Origin of the sequence: Anaeromyxobacter oryzisoli (assembly GCF_022690765.1) — a bacterium.
Taxonomy (GTDB): Bacteria; Myxococcota; Myxococcia; order Myxococcales; family Anaeromyxobacteraceae; genus Anaeromyxobacter; species Anaeromyxobacter oryzisoli.
Map to the genome: position 1 here is coordinate 11,273 of NZ_JALCZA010000030.1, position 16,968 is coordinate 28,240.

Annotated in this window: 12 protein-coding genes; 8 read left to right on the top strand and 4 right to left on the bottom strand. The window is 73.1% G+C overall.

The window, feature by feature from the left end:
- Window positions 1-46: 46 nt before the first annotated feature.
- Genes MNZ27_RS11425 through MNZ27_RS11435 form a run of 3 tightly spaced genes read left to right on the top strand, consistent with a single transcriptional unit; the run spans window position 47 to window position 4,762 of the window.
- Window positions 47-2,671: a glycosyltransferase gene (locus tag MNZ27_RS11425; protein WP_242394195.1), complete on the top strand. Its 2,625-nt coding sequence runs from the start codon at window positions 47-49 to the stop codon at window positions 2,669-2,671.
- Between the two features lie 43 nt (window positions 2,672-2,714).
- Window positions 2,715-3,680 carry a glycosyltransferase gene (locus MNZ27_RS11430; RefSeq protein WP_242394197.1) on the top strand — a complete coding sequence of 322 codons (966 nt, stop codon included), beginning with the start codon at window positions 2,715-2,717 and terminating at the stop codon, window positions 3,678-3,680.
- A complete protein-coding gene (locus tag MNZ27_RS11435) occupies window positions 3,677-4,762 on the top strand; it encodes a glycosyltransferase (protein ID WP_242394199.1) in 1,086 nt (361 codons plus the stop codon). The genes MNZ27_RS11430 and MNZ27_RS11435 overlap by 4 nt, the downstream gene beginning before the upstream one ends.
- A gap of 28 nt (window positions 4,763-4,790) precedes the next feature.
- On the opposite strand, the gene MNZ27_RS11440 is transcribed toward MNZ27_RS11435, so the two are convergent.
- Complete coding sequence (locus MNZ27_RS11440; protein ID WP_242394201.1) at window positions 4,791-5,762, bottom strand: glycosyltransferase family protein; 972 nt, start codon at window positions 5,760-5,762, stop codon at window positions 4,791-4,793.
- A 398-nt stretch (window positions 5,763-6,160) separates the two neighbouring features.
- Between MNZ27_RS11440 and MNZ27_RS11445 the strand changes: the two genes are divergently transcribed.
- Both MNZ27_RS11445 and MNZ27_RS11450 read left to right on the top strand, forming a co-directional pair.
- The gene (locus MNZ27_RS11445) at window positions 6,161-8,101 is read left to right on the top strand and encodes a glycosyltransferase (protein ID WP_242394204.1); all 1,941 of its coding nucleotides are present in this window, start codon (window positions 6,161-6,163) and stop codon (window positions 8,099-8,101) included.
- A 23-nt stretch (window positions 8,102-8,124) separates the two neighbouring features.
- Window positions 8,125-8,976 (top strand): glycosyltransferase, encoded by an 852-nt coding sequence (locus MNZ27_RS11450; RefSeq protein WP_242394205.1) that lies wholly within the window; start codon window positions 8,125-8,127, stop codon window positions 8,974-8,976.
- A 13-nt stretch (window positions 8,977-8,989) separates the two neighbouring features.
- Here MNZ27_RS11450 and MNZ27_RS24020 read toward each other — a convergent pair whose 3' ends face one another.
- Together MNZ27_RS24020 and MNZ27_RS11460 are read right to left on the bottom strand one after the other, a co-directional pair.
- The gene (locus tag MNZ27_RS24020; RefSeq protein ID WP_242394206.1) at window positions 8,990-10,822 is read right to left on the bottom strand and encodes an ABC transporter ATP-binding protein; all 1,833 of its coding nucleotides are present in this window, start codon (window positions 10,820-10,822) and stop codon (window positions 8,990-8,992) included.
- A 13-nt stretch (window positions 10,823-10,835) separates the two neighbouring features.
- On the bottom strand, window positions 10,836-11,777 hold the full coding sequence (locus MNZ27_RS11460) for a glycosyltransferase family 2 protein (RefSeq protein ID WP_242394207.1): 942 nt from the start codon (window positions 11,775-11,777) through the stop codon (window positions 10,836-10,838).
- A 115-nt stretch (window positions 11,778-11,892) separates the two neighbouring features.
- Here MNZ27_RS11460 and MNZ27_RS11465 point away from each other — a divergent pair, with 115 nt between their 5' ends.
- From MNZ27_RS11465 to MNZ27_RS11475, 3 genes are all read left to right on the top strand, one after another.
- Window positions 11,893-12,816 (top strand): glycosyltransferase family 2 protein, encoded by a 924-nt coding sequence (locus tag MNZ27_RS11465; RefSeq protein ID WP_242394209.1) that lies wholly within the window; start codon window positions 11,893-11,895, stop codon window positions 12,814-12,816.
- 74 nt (window positions 12,817-12,890) lie between these two features.
- Window positions 12,891-14,195: a glycosyltransferase family 87 protein gene (locus tag MNZ27_RS11470; protein ID WP_242394211.1), complete on the top strand. Its 1,305-nt coding sequence runs from the start codon at window positions 12,891-12,893 to the stop codon at window positions 14,193-14,195.
- A 296-nt stretch (window positions 14,196-14,491) separates the two neighbouring features.
- On the top strand, window positions 14,492-16,474 hold the full coding sequence (locus MNZ27_RS11475) for an HNH endonuclease signature motif containing protein (RefSeq protein ID WP_242394213.1): 1,983 nt from the start codon (window positions 14,492-14,494) through the stop codon (window positions 16,472-16,474).
- Window positions 16,475-16,568: 94 nt separating this feature from the next.
- Here the strand turns inward: MNZ27_RS11475 and MNZ27_RS11480 are convergent, their stop codons facing one another.
- Window positions 16,569-16,925 carry a hypothetical protein gene (locus tag MNZ27_RS11480; RefSeq protein WP_242394214.1) on the bottom strand — a complete coding sequence of 119 codons (357 nt, stop codon included), beginning with the start codon at window positions 16,923-16,925 and terminating at the stop codon, window positions 16,569-16,571.
- Between the last annotated feature and the right edge of the window lie 43 nt (window positions 16,926-16,968).

A 16,968-nucleotide genomic window follows, 5' to 3' on the forward strand; every position in this document is an offset into this window, starting at 1 on the left:
CAGGCGGGGCCAGCCCGACGCCCGTGAAGACGTTGGGGGGGGGACAATGAAGGATTCGTCGAGCTTTCCAGTCGAGAGCATCGTGCTGGACGTGCCGGAGCGTCTCTCCGACGTCACGTCGTGGCACGGCCACATACCGTTCGCCTTCTGGTGCGTCGAGGCGCTGCGCCCCCGGGTGCTGGTGGAGCTCGGCACGCACCGCGGCGACAGCTACTCCGCGTTCTGCCAGGCCGTGCAGCGCCTTTCGCTGCCCACCTCCTGCTTCGCGGTGGACACCTGGGCCGGCGACCCCCATGCCGGGTTCTACGGTGAGGAGATTTACAAGGAGGTCCGTCGGTACCACGACGAACGGTTCGGGTCCTTCTCGAGTCTCATCCGCTCCACCTTCGACCAGGCGGTCTCGAGCTTCGCGGACGGGTCGATCGACCTCCTCCACGTGGACGGATTGCACACCTACGACGGAGTGAAGCACGACTTCGAGACCTGGCTCCCCAAGCTCAGCCCGTCGGCGGTGGTGCTCTTCCACGACACGAACGTCCGCCTCCCCGAGTTCGGGGTGTGGCGGTTCTGGGACGAGATCAGCGGCCGCTACCCGCACTTCGCCTTTCCGCACTCGCACGGCCTCGGCGTGCTGCTCGTGGGAGGGGCGCCTCCGGAGAGCGCGCTCCGGCTGGCGTCGGCGTCGCCAGAGGACGCGGCCCGGATCCGCGCGACGTTCGCGCAGCTCGGTGGCCGGATGACGGACATCGCGGAGCGCCGTCGGCTCGCGCTGGAGTTCGCGGCACTCCGGCGGACGGTCGAGCAGCAGTCTGCCGCGTCGGAACACTGCGTGGACTCGTGCGCCCGGGCGCACGCCGAGCACGCACGGCAGTCCGCCGCTGCGCGGGACCGCATCAAGGCGTGCCAGCAGGCGCTCGCCGAGACGCGGCGGGATCTCGCCCGGGTGAACACGGGGCTCGATTCGCTGCGGGAGCGCACCGAGGCGCTCCACCCGGTCCGCGGGCGACCGCGATGGCGCACCGCGCTCGAGCGCGCCGCGCAGGCCCTCGCCTCGCACGGGCCGCTGCGCATGGTCCGACTCCGGAAGTACTCGGCCCTGATCCGCTCGTCGGGCCTGTTCCAAGCCGATCACTACATCGCGCAGCTCCAGCTTGGCGACCGCGGCCGCGCGCGAAAGGATCCCGTCCGGCACTACCTCGTGCATGGCGCGGCTGCAGGCGTCGAGCCGAACCCGTTCTTCGACACCGCCTGGTACGTGGCACGTCACCCCGAGGCGGGCGCGCCGGGGAAGAACCCGCTCGTCCACTATATCCGGAACCAGCGGTGGACGGATCCGGGCCCGGGGTTCGACACCAAGTACTACCTCGATCGCTATCCGGACGTCGCCGCCTCCGGGGCGAGCCCCCTCGCCCATCACCTCGCTCACGGCGTGCAGCAGGGTCGGATCACCACCCCGCTCCCACAGCCCTCGCGCGCGCTCGCTCTCTCGAACGAGCTCGTAGGGCGTGCGCCCCAGCTCGTGCCGGACCCCGGCCCGGGGCGCGTGCTCGTCTGTGACGTCTGGGTGCTGACGCCCGACCAGGACTCGGGGTCGGTGCGAATGTTCGCGACCCTGAAGCTGCTGCGGGCGCTCGGTCACGAGGTGACGTTCGTCTCGATGAGCACGGAGCCGAGGCCGCGCTACGCGAACGACATCCGCGATCTCGGGATCGAGGTCATCCAGGGGCTCGCCGATGCCTTCGCCCACCTCTCCGCCGAGGGGCACCGGTACCGGTTCGCGGTGCTCTCCCGCCCGGATGTGTACCTTTGCTTCCTGCCCGCGGTGCGGGCGTTCGCCGTGCACGCGACGGTCATCTACGACACGGTGGATCTCCACTGGGTGCGCCTGGAGCGCGCCGCCGCGCTGAGCGGCGACCCCTCGCAGCGCGCCGAGGCGGCGCGCTTTCGCGCGATCGAGCGGCTCGCCGCGAGCACCGCCGATCGTGTCCTCGCCATCTCGGCGGAGGAGCAGCAGACGCTTCGCGCCGAATGCCCGGGCGTCCAGGTGGACGTCCTCCCGAACATCCACGAATGCCGCCCGACGAGCCGCTCGTGGGCGGATCGCAAGGACCTGATGTTCATCGGCGGATACGATCACACCCCCAACGTGGACGCGGTGGAGTGGTTCGTCTCCGAGATCCTGCCGCGCGTGCGGCAGCGCCTCCCCGAGGTCGTCCTGCACGTCATCGGGAGCAAGCCGCCGGCCAAGTTGCTGGCGCTCGCCTCTCCATGCGTGGACGTCCTCGGCTACGTGCCGGACGTCGAGCCCTGGTTCGATGCGACGCGCGTCTTCGTCGCCCCCCTGCGCTTCGGCGCGGGCATGAAGGGGAAGATCGGGCAGGCGATGAGCCATGGGGTGCCGCTGGTGACGACCCCTATCGGCGCGGAAGGGATGCAGCTCGCGCATGGCGAGAACGCCCTCGTCGCCGGGGACGCCGAGGCGTTCGCCGAGGCGGTCGTTCGGCTGTACCAGGACGAGCTCCTGTGGGCTCGCATCGCGAAGAGCTCGCTTCAGCACCTGCAGCGGCGCTTCTCGGAACACGCCGTCCGGGACGCGCTCGCCGCGCTGTTCACCGTCGCCGAGACGCCCGCCGGAACCGTCGCGGGCGCCCCTGCGGAATACATCGTCTGATCGGACCAATCGTCTGATCGGACCATCGGGCCACGGAGCAAGCATGTCGAAGACGACTCCATCGCTCAGCGTCGTGATCTCCGCCGATGTGGGCGCCGAGCTCCTCCGGAGCAAGCTCGAGAGCCTGCGCGACCAGACGCTGGATCCTCGGGCGTTCGAGATCCTGATCATGGACGCGCGCGGGGACGAGGGCCGGCAGCTCGCGCGCTCGTTCGAACGCGCGCTGCCGCTCCGCGTCGAGCGCCCCCCCTCCCCTGGGCGGGCCGCCGCCCGCAACCACGCGACGCTCGCGGCGCGTGGCGAGGTCGTGCTCTTCTTCGACGACGAGGGCGTCGCCGATCCGGGCCTGCTCGAGGTCCACGTCCGCTCGCACCGCGCCGCGCCGGCGGTGACCCACGCCGTCCTCGGAGCGACCGCGGTCGCCCCCGCGCAGGCGACGGAGCCGCTCGCCCACTTCGTCACGCACGTCGAAGGCTTCCCCGTCTCGTACGCCAGCCTGCAGGACGGAGCCCCGCTCGACTTCACGTCCTTCTGGGGCGCACGGTGCTCCTGCAAGCGCGGCTTCCTCGTCGAGGGCGGGCTGTTCGACCCGTCGCTGCACGATGGCTGCGAGGACGTCGAGCTCGGGTACCGGCTCGCGGAGCGGGGGCTGGACCTCCGCTACTACGCCGGCGCGATCACGAGGCGCACAGGCCCGATGCTCCTCGAGGCCGAGCTCGCGCGGCGGCGCCGCCACGGCGCCGCGCGTCGTGCGCTGACGGATCGCGGCGGCGCGGAGGCGCTCCGCCGCTGGGCGGGGATCGCGGCCTCCGAAGATCTCTGGGCGAAGGTGAAGGATGTGCACCGCCAGCTCGTGCGCTCCGCGCTGGAGCTCGACCGCCTGGCGCGGCTGCGAAGCGCGGCCGGGCTCCCGATGGAGCCGTGGGATGTGGCGCTGCTGCACCGAGGATACTGGACCGCCCTGCGCATCGCGCATGCGCAAGGGGCGGTCACAGGAGAAGCGAAATGAGAGCGCGTCCGAGAGTCCTGCTGCTCAACAACTACCCGATGGAGAGCGCCCTGCGCGGATGGCGCGCCGGGACCTACCCTGGGCATCACCTCTGGGGCGCGGCCGGGCTCGACGAGCACGGCTTCGACGTCGTCATCCCGCCGTACACGGGGCTGCCGAGGCTCACGCGCTTCCTCGAGCCGCACACGCCGAAGACCTGGGGTGACCTCGATCAGCAGCTCCGCGCCTGGCTCCAAATCGACTGCGACGTCATCTACTCGGCGTGCCAGTACACGAGCGGGCTGCTCGCGCGGCTCCACACGCGCCGGCTGCTCCGGACGCCCGTCGTCGCTCTCGCGCATCACGAGATCGCGCACGATCGCGCCGGCGAGGCGTTCGTCGCCGGCCACACGCGCCTGCTGTGCCTCAGCCGCGAGGTGCAAGCGCTGCTCGCGGGACGGTTCGCCGTCCCCGAGGAGCGGACGCGCGTGCTGGACTGGGGGCCGGAGCTTCGCTTCTACGGTGAGCCCACCCAGGGGAACGACGAGCTCCCGGCGGAGCCGCTGATCGTCAGCGTCGGGAAGAGCTTCAGGGATCACGACACGCTGGCCTCGGCGGCGGACGCCGAGGGGCTCTCGACCCTCGTCGCCGGAACGCCACCTCGCCCACCGTTCGCCTCGAAGCACGTCCGGGTCATGCCCGTCTACGAGGCCGGCCCCCACATCCCGTACCCGGAGGTCCTGAGGCTCTGCCGTGGCGCACGCGTCCTCGCGATCCCGCTCGTGAACACCCCTGGCCTCGCGGGGCTGACGAGCCTCGTGGACGCGCTCGGGCTCGGCAAGCCCGTGATCATGACCCGGAACAGGCTCGTGGACATCGACGTCGAGGCGGAGGGGATCGGCCTGTGGGTCGAGCCCGGCGACGTCGCGGGGTGGCGAGACGCATTGCGCACGCTCGCGTCGGACGAGCCGCGCTGTCGCGAGATGGGGCGGCGGGCCCGCGAACTCGCCGAGCGCCGCTACAACCAGGACACGTTCACGGAGCAGCTCGCGCACGAGCTCTCGCTCGCCATCTCGGATCCTCGCCCCATCGGCCGGTGCTGAGCGGGCGAACGCCCCCGCACCCCCGCCCTCACCGCCGCGCGAGGTCGTCCGACCACGCGAGGATCTGCTGGAGGAGCCGGGGCAACGCGAACCGCTCCAGGACCGCGCTCCGTCCACTCGCGGCGATGACTCGGCCCTGCGCCGGATCTCTCCGGAGCCGCGCGATGGCCTCGGCGAGATCCAGCTCGTCCCGGTAATAGACGAGCTCCACGCCCTCCCGGAACAGCGCGTCCAGCGCGGGCACCCCGGTCCGGTTCGTGAGGACGCAGCAGCCGCAGGCGAGCCCCTCGAGCACGCGCGTGGGGTGGCTGCCGAACACGGACGGGAGGTTCACCGCGAGCTGATAGCGGTTGAAGTCCCGCGCGAGCGCCGACGGCTTCACCGGCTTCGGGGCGTACGGGATGAAGGTGACGAGGTCCCGGCGCAGGAGGTGGTCCAGGATCCGGCGCCGGTCCGAGTACTCGGCGTCGTGCGCGAACGCCTCGGTCTTCCCCCGGAAGAACGCGCCGGCGACGCGCTCCTCGTACGGCACCACGGGGCGGAAGAGGTTCGCGTCGGCGCCGAACGGTTGCCAGAGGCTGGGCCGACCGGCGGCCTCGATCAGCGGTCGGTCCGCCACGTCGGTGAACACGATCCCATCGCAGAGCGACGCGGCCGACTGGAAGGCCTGCGCCATCGCGTTCGTCCCGGTGAGGCGGCCGGCGTTCGAGATGGACTCCTGGACGTAGAGCACCCGCCTCGCCCGGGTCCCTCTCCACAGCGAGCGCCACCGCTCCGATCGGTGCAGCATCTGGGAGTGCCAGTCGAACCCGAGCAGCAGGAGCACCCGATCCGGTCCAGCGCACGCGAGGAAGTCGGCGAGCCCGTCGTCGTCGTCCACGTCCTCGGCGCCCCACCTCGCCCTCGGCCGGAACGCCGTCCCGAGGACGTGGAGCGCGCGGCCCGCGGCCACCCACCCGCCGGAGACCGCCCACGCGTGGCTGCCCGTCGCCTGCAGCACGACGGCCAGCCTGCCGTCCCGTTCGCCCCGGAGCGACCTCGCCAGGGCTCCGAGCCTGGACCGGACGCTCACAGGGTCGGCCACCCGGGCTCGAGCACCGAGCGACTGCGACCTGAGGGGCCCGCGGACATCGGCGCGGGCCCGCCGCGGCGCGCGTCGAGCGCGCCTCGCCTCGGACGGACGGAGGCGCGAGCATCGAGGAGCGTGCCGGGGGACATGGTTCTCCGAGGACGGGCCGCCATCCTACCCGCACGCTCGAACCCGCGACAATGGGATCGCGCGTGCACGGCCATCGCGTGCCGGAGCGCGGGCGCGAACGCCGCGCGCGCCGGCCCGGTCGTCGCGATACCGGTTGCGCGCGGTCGGACCGCCTGCGAAGGTTCACGGCCACCACTCCGATGAAGATCGCCTTCTGCGGCCACTCGTACCACCGGACCACCGGCTCCTCGGCCTTCTTCCGCGACCTGCTGCGCGAGCGGGCCGAGCTCGTGGACTTCTGGTACGACGGGTGGCGCACGGGGGAGCCGTTCGACGCGGCGCCGTTGACGTCGAGCGAGCTCGACGCGGTCGTCGTGTGGCAGGCGGAGCCGGTGGCTCGCCAGCTCGCCGCGGCGAGGCTCCGGAACGTCACCTTCTTCCCGATGTACGACGGCTGTCACGCGATGCCGGACTCCTTCTGGCGCGCCCTCGACGGCGTCAAGATCGTCTCCTTCAGCAGCACGCTGCACGAGCGGCTGCAGCGCCTCGGCGCGCGCGCCCGCTTCGCGCGCTACGCCCCGGACCCGTCGCGGCTCGGCCGGGCGAGCACGGCGCCGGAGCTGGCCGGCTACTTCTGGCAGCGGCAGCAGGACGTGACCTGGGAGACGATCCGGCCGCTCCTCGGCGACGCCCCGTTCCGCCCGTTCACGATCCATCGCGCGATCGATCCCTCCGCCGGCGCCTTCGTCGCGCCGTCGCCGGAGGACGTCGAGCGCTACGCGATCCGGACCACGGCGTGGTTCCCCTCCCGCGCCGAGGCAGTGGCCGATCTCGTCCGGCACAACGTCTACTTCGCCCCGCGACTTCGGGAGGGCATCGGGCTGTCCTTCCTCGAGGCGCTCGCGATGGGGTTCCTGGTGGTGGCGCCGGATCGCCCGACGATGAGCGAGTACATCGTGTCCGGCGTCAACGGCCTCCTCTACGACCCGGCCCGTCCGCGGCCGCTGGACTTCTCCCGGCGCGCCGAGCTGGGCGCCCGCGCGCGGTGGGAAGCCCTGCACGCCTGGCGGAAGTGGACGCGCTGCGCGCCCGCGCTCCTCGACTTCGTCTGCGCCCCGACCGCCGACGTGCAGCCGACCGCGCCGCTCGACGCCTTCGATCCGCTCGCGATCCCCGCCGCGCCGCGAGCCGCACGCGCGGCGCCGGGCGCGCTCCCGGCCGGCAGCGCGGCTTCGTCCGCTGCCGCGCCCGCCCCCGCCGCGACCGTACCCATCGTGGCCGTCCCCGGCGCGACCACCTCCGCCGCGGCCGACGCAGTCGCGCAGCCGGGAGCCGAGCCGCTCGTCACCGTCGCGGTGGTCGTCTCCAGGCGAGGCGACGACGCGGCGGCGCTCGCGGCCACGCTCGAGAGCGTCGAGCGCCAGGACCTCGCGCGCCGCGAGGCGATCCAGATCGACGGCGCGCCCGGTGCCGATCGCGCCGGCGCGCTGACCGCAGCGGCGGCCGCCGCCCGGGGCCGCTGGGTGCTCCTCCTCGACGCCGGCGACACGCTCGCCTCGACGGAGGCCCTCTCTCGCGCCCTCGAGGGCGCGCCGCCCGACGCGGACGCCATCCTCGGCCACCACCTCGAGCGGCACGCCCGCGGCGACGAGGCGCTCCGCGTCGCGGCCGACCTCGGCGACGCCTGCGCGCGGCTCCGCGAGGGGCGCGTGGACCTCCGCTGGCTCCAGGGGATCCCGGCCCGGCAGGCGACGCTCCTCCGGACGGAGTGGCTCCGCGCGAACCGGTCCGGCCCCGCCCTCGGCGGCGCGGCGCACGACGACCTGCTGCACCGCCTCGCCGCCGGCGGCGCGCGGGTGCACCACTCCGTGGCGGTCCTGGCGGTCTGCAAGCCCGACGCCCCCTCGCGACGTCGACGCGAGCGCCGCCTCGCCGAACGCCTCCGCGTGGCGCTCGCGCACACCGATCATCCGGCGGCGGTCGCCGCGGGCTTCGAGGCGATCCGGGCCGAGCTCCGGCGCCTCGAGCTGCCCAGGCTCTCGGCCGCGGCGCTGCTCCTGGAGGTGGGCCGGACGCGCGGCGCGTGGAAGGAGCTGCGGGGTCGGCTGAAGCGGTTCCTTCGCGGGGGCCGCCGCGTGTAAGATGCGCGACCTTCCTGCCCGGCATGCGCACCTCGGTCGTCCTCCTCACCTACGAGCGCCCCGACGCCCTCGCCCTCGCCCTCCGCGGGCTCGCCCGCCAGCGCCTCGCGCCCGACGAGGTGATCGTCACCGACGACGGCTCGTCGCCCTCGACCCGCGCGTGCGCCGTGCACGAGGCGCGCGACTTCCCCTGCCCGGTCGTCTTCCTGACCCAGGAGAAGCGGGGCGCCCGGATGTCCCGCGCGCGGAACCGCGGAATCGCCGCGGCGCGCGGCGACTACGTGATCTTCCTCGACGGCGATCAGGTGCCGGCGCGCGACTTCGTCGCCGACCACGTCGCCTTCGCCCGCCCCGGCAGCTTCGTTCAGGGCTCCCGGATCCTCGCGTCGGCGGAGACGACCGCGCGGCTCCTCGCCGTCGGGGGCCTCGACGTGAGCCCCTTCGAGCCCGGGCTCGAGCGGCGACGCCACGCCCTCCGGGCGCCGGCGCTCTGGTGGCTGTTCGGGTGGCGCCGGCGGAGCCGCCGGGGGCTGAAGAGCTGCAACTTCGCGTTCTGGCGCGACGACCTCGTGCGGATGAACGGCTTCGACGAGGACATGATCGGCTGGGGCCTCGAGGACGGCGAGCTCGCCGAGCGCGGCTACCACCTCGGCCTGTGGCGGCGCGATCTCCGGCTAGGCGGCGGGGTGATCCACCTCTGGCACGGCCCGCCGAGCGTGCTCTCCGCCGACAACCCGAACCGGCGGATCTACGACGCCACCCTCGCGTCCGGGCGCGTGCGCTGCGAGCACGGCCTGGACGCCCACCTGGCCGAGCTCGCTGGACCGCTCCCGGACCTGCGCGAGGAGGCGGCCCGGGCCGCCTCGCCTCGCTGACGGTCGCGTCAGGTCAGGCCGCCACCTCGCCGCGCTGGCGGGCCTCCCCCTCGAAGATCCGCCACAGGCGCGCGTACTCGCCGCCGCGGTCGAGCAGCTCCTCGTGGCGGCCGACCTCGACGATCCCGCCCTCCATCAGGACGACGATCTTGTCGGCGTTGCGGATCGTCGAGAGGCGGTGGGCGATGACGAGGGTGGTGCGGTGCCCCCCGCCCTCGAGCTCCATCAGCGAGTCGAGCGCGCGCTGCACCTCGCGCTCGCTCTCGGCGTCGAGCGCGCTCGTCGCCTCGTCGAGGATCAGGATGGGCGCGTCCTTGAGGAACGCCCGGGCGATGGCGATGCGCTGGCGCTGGCCGCCGGAGAGGAGCACGGCGCGCTCGCCCACCCGCGTGTCGTACCCCTGCGGGAGCTGCATGATGAAGTCGTGGGCCTGCGCCATCCGGGCCGCCCGCTCCACCACCTCCTGCGGCAGCTCGGGGCGGCCGTAGGCGATGTTCGCCCGGACCGAGTCGTTGAAGAGCACCGTCTCCTGCGTCACGACCGCGAGCTGCGACCGGAGGCTCGCGAGCGTCGCGTCCCGCACGTCCACGCCGTCGATGGTGATGCGCCCCTGGGTCACGTCCCAGAAGCGCGGGAGCAGGTTCGAGATGGTGGTCTTGCCGCCGCCGGACGGGCCGACGAGCGCGACGACCTCGCCCTTCGCGATGGTGAGGTCGAGATCGTGCAGGACCGGGCGATCCCCATAGGTGAACCCCACGCCCTCGAACCGGATGACGTCGTGGAACGGCGCGAGCTCGACCTTCCCCGCGTCGGGCACGGAGGACTCCGCGTCGAGGATCTCGAAGACGCGGGCGCCCGAGGCGGCGCCCATCATGGCGAGCTGGCCGACCCGCCCGAGCTGCTTCACCGGCTGGTACAGGAGCATCACCGCCGCCACGAACGAGAAGAACTTCCCGGCCTCGAGCTGCCCGGAGAGGATCTTGCCGCCCACCCACCAGATCGTGAACGCCATCCCCGCCGCCGCCATCACCTCCATGAGCGGCGAAGAGAACGCCCGGAGCGCGGTGATCCGGCGCTCGAACCGGAGCAGGTTCGAGTTGGCCTTGGCGAAGCGCTTCCGCTCCCACCTCTCCATCCCGAACGCCTGCACGACCCGGATCCCAGCGAGGGCCTCGAGGGCGATCTCCGAGATGATCCCGAGGCTCGCCATGGAGTCGCCGGTCGAGTGGCGCATCCGCTTGGCGATCCGGACGACCGGGAGGAGCGTCAGCGGCACCGCCCCGAACGCCATGATGGAGAGCTTCCAGTCGAGCAGGAAGCAGTTCACCAGCATGACGACGACGGTGATGCCGTCGCGGAGGTAGGAGGAGACCGCGTCCGTCACCGCGATCTGCACCATCTGCACGTCGGTGGAGAAGCGCGAGAGGAGGTCGCCGGAGTGGTGCTTCGAGTGGAAGGCGGGGGGCAGCCCGACGAGCCGGTCGAACAGCGCGCGCCGGACGTCGGCGACCAACCGCTGCGAGATCACGCCCATCAGGAAGAACTGCCCGAAGTAGGCGAGCCCCTTCACCAGGGCCACGCCGAGGATCACGAACGGCAGGATCGCGAGGAGCTGGTGCCGATCCACGGCAGCGAGCTTCGCGGCGAGGTCGAACCGGGCCGGGAGCATCCGCGCGACGGCCTGCATCGAGGAGGTCCGGCCCGTGAAGAGGAAGTCGAGCGCCGGGCCGAGCAGGTTCACGTAGGCGGACGTCGCGCTCGCGAGGACGATCATGCAGACGAGCGCGACGACGAAGTGCCAGCGGTACGGCCAGCCGAAGCGGAAGAGGCGGAGGTAGGTGCGCACGAGGGGGTTCCCTTTACCGCGACGGCGGCGGCGAGGCGAGGCCCGTCACCGCGGGGGCCCGCCACGGGCGGGGGGCGGCCTGACCGCGCAGGAAGGCCCAGCGGGCCACCTTCTTCAGCACGACCACCGCGGGCACGAGGCGGCGCGGCCGGAGCCGCCGCGTGGCGGCCCGCCGGTACGCCGCCGGGTCCCGGGGCGGGCACGGCGCGAGCACGTCCGCCGCCGCGCACGCCTCGGAGGGCACGCCGCGGAGCTCGGGGTGCTTCTCCCACAGGAGCGGGTCGGCCTCGCCGTACCGGCGGAAGAGGCGCGCGAACGCGGGCAGCCCCCGCAGCGTGCTCGCGTAGCCGAAGTCGTGGCGGACGACCGCCGCCGTCGCGAGCCCGATGGTGCCGAGCGCGCGGAGGCGATGGCTGAAGTCGAAGTCCTCGCCCGCGGCGCCCGGGAACCGCTCGTCGAAGCGGACCCTGGCGAGCGCCGGCGCGCGCACCGCCATGTTGCAGGTGTTCGCGTACAGGAGCGAGGCGTGGCCGGGGACGATCCAGCGCCCGTTCAGGGAGCCCGCGAAGTCGTGGTACCGGTCGAGCAGCGTCTCCCCGAGGGCGCAGGTGACGCCGCCGGCCGCGACGTGATCGGTCGAGTCCAGGAACGCCGCCATGGCATCGCTCCAGCCCGGATCGGGGACGCAGTCCACGTCCGTGAAGAGGATTACCTTGGCGCCGAGCTCGAGCGCCCGCGCGACGCCGCGGTTGCGCGCGGCCGCGGGGCCGGCGTTGGCGAGCTGGCGCAGCACCTCGGCGCCGGGGGGGAGCGCCGGGATCGGGAGAGGGCTCCCGTCGTCCACGACGACGACGCGCTGCACCCGGGGCTGCGCGAGGACCGCCGCCACGCAGCGGGAGAGCTGGTCGGGCTCGCGGGGACGCGAGAGGAACGCTGGGATGACGGCGACGAGCATGGGATCTCCCGGGCCGCGCAGTGTACCCGGACCGGGGCACGGACGACGAGCCGCCGGGCGCTTGCGCGCACGCGCCCTCTCGGGATAAGCCTCGGCGGCTCGATGGGGGATCGACATGCGTCTCGGCGGGTACGTCATCCATAGCAGCAACGCCGGAACGCTCCGCCCCTGCCTCGACTCGCTCGCGGCGGTCTGCGACGACCTCGTCGCGGTGGACACCGGCTCGACCGACGGGTCGGACGCGCTCGCGACGGCCCGCGGCTTCCGCGTCGTGCGCTGCCGCTGGGAGGGGTACGGCGCGGCGCGCGCCCAGGCTGTCGCCGCGCTCGCTCCCTGCGACTGGATCCTCTTCCTCGACTCCGACGAGTGGCTGGAGGAGCCCGCGCTCGAGGCCATCCGGCGCTTGAAGGCGGCGCCGCCCGACGCGCCGTACGTGGAGCTGATCCGACGGAACTGGGCGGAGCTCGGCGGGAAGCGCTTCCTGTACCGGCGCGAGCACCCCATCCGGCTCGTGCGGCGCGACCACGCCCGCTGGGACCGCTCGATGATCGTCCACGAGTCGCTGCCGCCGGGGCGCACCGCGTCGATCGGCGCCTCGGTCGAGCACCTGTTCGCGACGTCGCTGGACGGGATGCGAACCAAGGTGGACCGATACGCGCTCCTGTGGGCGCTGCGCCACCACCTCGACGGGCGCCGTGCCAAGTGGCCACCCGCCCAGTGGATCGCGCACCTGTTCCGGGAGCTGGTGATGAAGGGCGTCCTGCTCTCCGGCCGGACCGACGCGTGGCGCCTCGCGGTGGCGTTCGCCAGGTACCACGTCCGGAAGTACGAGCTCCTGCGCGAGGTCGCGGCCGGCCGCCACGACGACCTGCTGAAGCTCCTCCGCGAGGACCGCCTCGGTGAGCTGTTCGACGCGCTGGCCGGTACGGCCCAGCCCGCGCTCGCGCCGCCGGCGGCGCCCGGTGCGAATCGAGGCGCCGTTCCGGCCGCGCCCGGGGCGCGCTACGAGCCGGGCGCGGGGGCGTTCGAGGGGAAGTGACGCGGGCGGTGCCCGGCGCAGTCGGGTAGTCGCCGCACGCTAACGGCGCCCGCCGCCGGAGTATGCTGCCGGGTGTGGCGGCCCGGGTCGCGGAGACGCAACCGACGGATCGTGCCTGGCGTCGCGCGCTCGCGCTCCGGGTCCTCGCCGCGATCGGAGCCGCCGCGGTCGCCCTCTTCGGGATCCGGTGCGCCGGCGGCGACGACTTCCTCGCCTTCTACGACGTGGGCGCCCGCGCCTTGCAGCACGGCGACATCTACGCGCCCTCCGCGAAGAACGGGATGTACGTCTTCTACGCGCCCCACTTCGCGCTGCTCATGATGCCGTTCGCGGTCCTGCCGCCGATCGTCGCCGGTTACGTCTGGTTCGCCCTCAAGGCGTGGGGGCTCGCCTGGATCGTGCGCGAGGCGTCGGGCGAGATCCGGCGGGCGACACGCGGTGGACCGCTCCCCCGAGGCTGGCCGGCGCACCTCGCGCTCCCGTTCCTGCTCGCCGCGAACCCGATCCTCGGCGAGCTCAAGCTCGGGCAGGTGAACCTGTTCGTCTTCCTGTTCTCCCTGCTCGCGTTCGAGGCTGCGCGGTCGGGGCGGCCCTGGCGGGCTGCCGCGCTGTTCTCGGTCGCGCTCGTCAAGGTGACGCCCTGGGTCTTCGTCCCCTGGTTCATCTTCCGCCGTCAGTGGAAGCTGCTCGGCGCCCTCGCCGCGGTCGGCGTGGGCTGGGTCGCGCTGCTCGCGGCGTGGTTCGGGCCCACCCGGATCGGGGAGACCCTCCGGTCGTGGGAGACCGTGTCGCGCACCCAGAAGCTCGGCCTCGCGTCCGTGGCGTACTTCGAGAACCAGTCGCTCCAGGGCGTGTCGGCCCGCCTCGCGACGGTCCACCCGGCGCTCCTCGATCCGCTCCTGGGGGTGCCGCTCTACCGGGTCCTCTGGGTGCCCGCCGCGGCGCTCCTCTTCGCCGTGCTCGCCGCCCTCGCGTGGCGCGACCGGTTCCGGCAGGCGCTCCCGCGCACCGAGTTCGCGTTCGTGTGCCTCGTGATGTACCTCTGTTCCCCCGACTCGCGCTGGGCGCACCAGATGCAGCTCATCGCTCCGTTCACCGCCCTCGCCGTCCTCGCGGTGCGGACGAACCTGCTCGCGCGCGACGGCGGCGAGCCCGCCCCGGCCCTCTGCGGCCACTGGAGGACCGCCGTCGCCGCCGTCATCGGGATGGGCCTCCTCTTCCAGGTGGTGCTCACCCGCGACGTCGTCGGGAAACGGCTCGACAACCTCTCGCGCTGGGCGGGGACCCACTTCCTGTTCGTCGTGTCGGCGACCGCCCTGCTCGCGGCGGTCTCGCTCCGGCGGCACCCGTCTCGCGTCGGCGCCGACGGCGCGAAGTAGGCCGCGACGAGCGAGCCGGCGTGAGATAGGCCGCGGTCTGGGGCTGCCGGGGACCCGGATTCGGGCTAGCGACTGGGGCGGGGCGAGAGCGGTTTCCGCACCGGCGGGAGAAGCCCCGGATCGACCTCCACCGTCGGTCTGAGTGAACTCCTCTACCAATGGCTTGCGAGATCCCGGCTTCTGCGGCAGCGACGAGCGCCGCGCGCTCCGAGATACCGACAGGCGGCAATTCACCGCACCAATCGCGCAATTCACGAACCGATCGAATGTCAGACCCTCGTGCAATCGTCCGGACGATGTGCGAGGCCGCTTCCAGCTCGAGCGCAACCTCGGCGGTGCCGCCGCCCGAGGCGCTCGCGCGCGCCGCGTGGCAGCTCGACCCGCCCATGCCGCACGAGCGGCCGCACGTCCTTCGCGAGGAGGCGGCCCTGCTCGTAGACGGCCTCCTCGCCCGGGCGGCGCGGGGGCGGGGTGCGCTGGACGTCGCGCTCGGGGAAGGGATGTTGGCCCTGGCCCAGGGCGACCGGACGCTGCGACTCGGGTACTCGGGGATCGCCGACTACGCCCGCGAGCGGCTCGGGATCGCCGGCCGGACCGCGCAGGTGATGGCCCAGCTCGCGCGCGCATTGCACGCGCGCCCACGACTCCGCGAGGCGGTCCGCTCCGGCGCGGTGAGCGCGCGGAAGGCGACCACGATCTTGCGGGTGGCGCTCGGCGAAGCGGAGGTGGAGTGGGTCGAGCGTGCGCGGACCGCGACGGTGCGGGCGCTCGAGGTGGCGGTACGGGCGGCGGGTACCAGGGATCGCCAGGAGGGCGCGACCGAAGTGATTGACGCAATGGGCGCGCCCAGCGCGACGGCTGGCGCCGAATCCGAGGAGGAGCGGTTCGATCGAGTGGACGTCGCCCTCGGCCCGGAGGCGCGGGCCCGGCTCGACGAGGCGCTCGCCCTGGCAGGGAAGCTCCTCGGGGCGACGTCGCCCCGGTGGGCGCGGCTCGAGTCGATCTGTCAGGAGTTTCTCGGCGCGCACCCGGTGGACGCGGCCGAGGAGGCGGACGAGCGGAGCGTGGAGGCATCGCGCGCGGAGTGGTTCGACGCCGCGCGAGAGGCGCTCGAGGAAGAGACGGCGTGCTGGGCCGCGCTCGACCAGGTCGAGCCGGTGCCGGCGCCGGTGATCGGCGTCGTGACGGACGGCGTGGGCCTGGACGACGCGGACCCGGATGATGCAGGCCATGCTCCCCCGAGGGAGCCCGCAACGGCCCCCGCGGAGCTCCTCGACGAGCAGCTTCGGCACCTCGCCTCCATGCGCGAGCGCTGGGACGAGCTGGTCGGCCACCTCGCCATGCTGGTCCTGAACGTCGGGCTCTGGCGCGACATGGGCTTCGCGACCTTCGGCCACTACTGCGCCGAGCGCCTGGGAATGGCGGAGCGGACCGTCGCGCAGCGCGCCGCGCTGGAGCGCCGGCTCTACGCGCTGCCGGCGCTCCGGCAGGCGCTCCGGGACGGCCGGGTCAGCTACGAGCAGGCACGGCTCGTCGTTCGCGCGGCGGGAGCGAGCACGGACGAAGACACGGTCGAGGCGCTGATTGCCCACGCCGAGGCCTCGACCTGCATCGCGTTCCGGCGTGAGCTCGAGGACGAGCTCGCCGCTCGGGCAGATTTCGAGGCGCGGGCCGCGGCGCAGATGTGTGCGCCGTCCGGGCGGACCGACGACTCCGCGGCGGAGCCAGCGCAGATGTGTGCGCCGTCGGGCCGGACCGACGACTCCAGGGCGGAGGCGAGCGCGCCGAGCAAGCCGGCGGATTCCTTCTCCGCGCAGATGTGTGCGCGCGCCTGGCTGACCCTCCACGTCCCGCGCCGGGTGGCCCTCCTCATCGACGCTTCGTTCCGCGCCGCTCGGGCTGCTGCAGGTCACTGGCTCACCCCGGAGGAGTGCGTCGTCCGGATCGCGGACGAGTTCATCGAGACCTGGCAGGAAGCCGTGAAGCAGGCGGAGCGCTCGCGCCCTCCGCGGCAGCGGAAGGTCCTGGCGCGCGATCGGGGCCGGTGCCAGGTCCCCGGGTGCAGCCGCCCCGCCGCGCACGTGCACCACGGCTGCTACCGTTCGCACGGCGGCGACGATTCGGAAGAGAACCAGATCGCCCTGTGCGCCGCGCACCACCTCCACGCCCTCCACCGGGGATGGATCCGGGTCCGCGGCCGGGCGCCGGACGCGCTCCGGTGGGAGCTCGGGGTGCGTCGCGACGGGAGCGCGCTGGCCCTGTTCGGGCCGGAGGTCTGACCGTCGGGTCGCTCAGCATGACTCACCATCAGCCGCCCGGCATGCAGCGCGTACACGAGAGCAAATGCGCGCAGTGACGGCGGTGCCAGGCGAACTACCACGCCTTGGCAAACGGCTGGTGTGCCTCAGCCAGCATGTCAAACTCGTTTCGGTGCCGCCGTACAAACTTCTCGAGGTTGGTCCCGCAATGCGGGCAGAAGTGGATGGGAATGCGCATTTCCACGACCACCGCTTGTAGTCCTCCGGCCTCGTTGCGGAACAGTGGGGCCAGCTGAATCTGCTTCGGCTCAGCGTGTAGCAAAATGTCCCAAGTCCGTTCCTGCTGCCGAGTGAGTGCGCGCGCCTGGATGTAGAAGCCACGGCTCTCGCCGTCTCGGATGGCGACAGCAGCCGTCCCTTGTTCGCCGGCCCTCGCGATCATGTTCTTCAGCCACTCGCAACACGTGTTCATCGACCGGAACCTACGACGCGGCGCGCGACAGAACTTCGTCCAC